Raw genomic sequence first — 3,230 nt, 5'->3', positions numbered from 1 at the left:
ACACCGTATCAATGAAAATTTTTGTTTTGTTTTTAATTTTTTAAAAGTTTGTAATTTAAGAAGTTTTAGAGAGTAGGTGGTGCGGATGAGAGGACTTGAAAAATGGTGTTTTTTCAAGTTTCTTAAAATTTCATCAACTATCCTCAAATATCGCCAAAGCAAGGGCTTTTCAAAGATTTTGTATCCTCATGTAAAATCAACTAAAATCATCTTTTTTCAAAAATGGTGACTAATTAGTCACCCCTTTTGTCACCTAGAAATGTTATACTTCACAATCAAAATTTAATGAGTTGATATATGGCAAAATTCACAAGTTCTAAAAAATATGAAGGTGTTCAGTACTATATAAAAGAGAATGGCTACAAAACTTATTATGTCAGATATAAAGATGAACAAAACAAACTCAAGCGAGTAAAAGTTGGCTGTGAGACAGAGGGTGTTAATGAAATTTATTGTAAAAATAAACGAATTGAAATTATCAATTCTATTTTTAAAGGCGAACAACCACCTAAAATAGTCAAATCAAGAAATACAAAAATTTTAACTCTTGATTCTATTGCTAAAAAATACTTTGAGACTAAAGACAACTCAAAAAGTACTTTTGAGAGGCTAAGTAAATACAATAAGCATTTAGCACCGGTCTTAGGAGCGATGGATATAACAAAAATCACTAAACACCACTTAATAGACTTACAGCAAACAACTTTGCAAAATGGTTTAAGTAATCAGACAGTTAATATGATAATAGAGCTTTTTGGTACAATTTTCAACTATGGATTCAAAGAAGAGCTATATGAAGCAGTAAATCCATCTATCAAAGTCACGAAACTCAAAGTTAAAAACACACGAGAGCGTTTTTTAAATAAATATGAAATAGAAGAGTTGTTTGCAAAGACTCAAAAAATTGATTTAGAAAATAGCTATGGATCTCTGCTTGAGCTATTTTGTAAATTATCCCTTTCTACTGGTGCAAGGATGGAGAGTATATTACATCTAAAAAAATGTGACATTAACTTACAAAACGAAATAATAAGGCTCACAGACTTTAAAGGTGGCAGTGAAGTTTACAGTGGCTATATAACCAATACAACAAGAGAAATCCTTCATACCACTCTCTCTAAAATTGGCTTTAATGATTATCTTATCTCCTTTAATTATGATGGTATAAAAGTTACAGGAAGACAGCTACAAAGACGACTAAAGCCCATACTGGATGAACTCTTCAATAAAGGGCTGGATATAAAAGACAGAAAAAATCGCATTGTTATTCACTCTCTGCGTCACACCTTTGCATCACAGCTAGCCTTATCGAATGTACCGATAAGGCAGATTCAGGAGTTATTAAATCATTCAGATATTTCCCAAACAGTTCGATATGCAAAATTACAAGATGATGCCAATAAACAAGCACTGCAGGGTGTCTTCTAAAAGTTTGAATTCCCCTATTTTTCTGGAATAAGCTCTGGGATAATCTGCGAAGCAAAAAATGAGTTCACTCTCAGACGAAGAGGCGCTTTAGAGTGTTCACTTTCAATGTAGCCCATTTTCGTAAGATTGCTTACAAGTTTTGTTGCCGTACTTACACTTTTTCCTATTGCTGTGGGCACATACTTTCTTTCTAGCTCTCCATTTAACAACAGATGAGAGAATAACAGTTCAGAATATTTTGGTAAAGCTTCTTGTTTGTAAAACATCCCCTCTTGTGAAAATTTTACAAATTTTCTGATTTTATCATTGAGCTGATCAAGTCGTAAACCATTGCCCATAAACTCTATTTGATCCAATGCCGTTTCAAGCATATATTTCAAATACCCTTCAAGTCCCCTCAGTGACAATTCTCCCCTGCCATCAGTTGCACCTTGTTGTCTCATATCTGCGTAGGATAAGTAATGCTGATACTCTTTAACATCTCTTGCAAGTCCTCTTGAGATATTCCAGAGTCCATACCCCTCAAGCTTCATATTCCAAAACATTGCATCAAGATAGAGTCTTGAGACCCTTCCGTTTCCATCTAAAAATGGGTGAAGATATACAAGGCGGTGATGAGAGCTAAGAGCTGCAAGTAATTTTATTGCTTTTGTGGAGCTATTAAATACCGAAGCGTACTCTTTTTCATAGTAATTGAAAACCGTCTCTATCACATCACTTGAAGGTGCAATATGATTGCCAACCTGAACATCTCTCTTTCTGAACTCACCAGGCACCATCTCTATGAGTTCATTTTCTTCTTCAAGTTTTGTAAATTTTTCCATACCTTCACTAGAGTAAAAAACTCGATGGATCTCTTTTAGGAAGCCTCTATCAATAACACTATGCTTTAAGGAGTAGTTCTCAACAAACTTTTGTGCTTGAATATGGGCAATAGAAAGTTCTTGAAGTGCCTTTTGTTTTGAATCATCAGAGAACTGCTTGAGCATTGCCTTCTCAATATCAATAGGGTGCGTACTCTCAGCTTCGATTCTGTTTGAATAGTAGCTGTTAGTGATGCGTAAAACATCCCTAAAAGCATTCACAACATGTTGATTATATCCACTTGCAATTTTGGCACTTTCTATACAAACTTTTTCTGCAAGCTCTAAGAGTTCTGGCTTTATTTGCCCCTTAAGATCATAAGGCATAATTGGAGATATTAACATTTTATTCATCCTTGATGTTATTATATCTTTTTTTAGTATTTTATTTCAAATTTTACGAGATAAATAACGAGAAGTAATCAATAAAAAAAGACCATTTATAGGGATATAAATACTAAATATCAACTGACATAGTGACTTTATTTGCGAGATAAATTACGATTTGTATTACGAGATTATTTTGTATCTCATATTTTACTAAATGGCTCCTCTATTTGATAGTTTTAGCCAATAGTGTTATAAGGTTTGTATTCAATTTTTATTTCTGTATCAGTTCGTCAAAGAAAATCTCAAAATCGTTTCACTAGAGCTTTAAAAAGTGGAAATATAAAAGTAAAAGGACTGGAATTACCCATAATTAAGCCACCAAGTGAGTATTTTGTTTGATGTAGTAATTCACCAAATACTCTATCGCTTTTTTGATGTCATTACTGTCATAAAACTCAATCATTACCTTGTTAAACTCCAACTTATCTTTTGCTTTTATATTCAAAATCGGATAGCCATTATCTAAAAGTATCCCATTCATCATAAGTCTTGATGTTCGTTTATTGCCATCAAAGAAAAATTGACTTTTAGCACCAAATAAAAAGTATG

Annotated in this window: 2 protein-coding genes and 1 pseudogene; 1 reads left to right on the top strand and 2 read right to left on the bottom strand. The window is 33.0% G+C overall.

Annotated elements, in window-relative coordinates:
- Window positions 1–297: 297 nt before the first annotated feature.
- Window positions 298–1,428 (top strand): site-specific integrase, encoded by a 1,131-nt coding sequence (locus PHI38_RS09825; RefSeq protein WP_299855641.1) that lies wholly within the window; start codon window positions 298–300, stop codon window positions 1,426–1,428.
- 14 nt (window positions 1,429–1,442) lie between these two features.
- On the opposite strand, the gene PHI38_RS09820 is transcribed toward PHI38_RS09825, so the two are convergent.
- Both PHI38_RS09820 and PHI38_RS09815 read right to left on the bottom strand, forming a co-directional pair.
- A complete protein-coding gene (locus tag PHI38_RS09820; RefSeq protein ID WP_299855639.1) occupies window positions 1,443–2,636 on the bottom strand; it encodes a Fic family protein in 1,194 nt (397 codons plus the stop codon).
- A gap of 355 nt (window positions 2,637–2,991) precedes the next feature.
- Window positions 2,992–3,230: pseudogene (locus tag PHI38_RS09815) on the bottom strand (hypothetical protein); the annotation flags it as partial.

It is taken from the genome of Sulfurimonas sp. (assembly GCF_028694895.1).
GTDB lineage: Bacteria > Campylobacterota > Campylobacteria > Campylobacterales > Sulfurimonadaceae > Sulfurimonas.
This window is presented reverse-complemented; position numbering and strand designations above follow the sequence as displayed.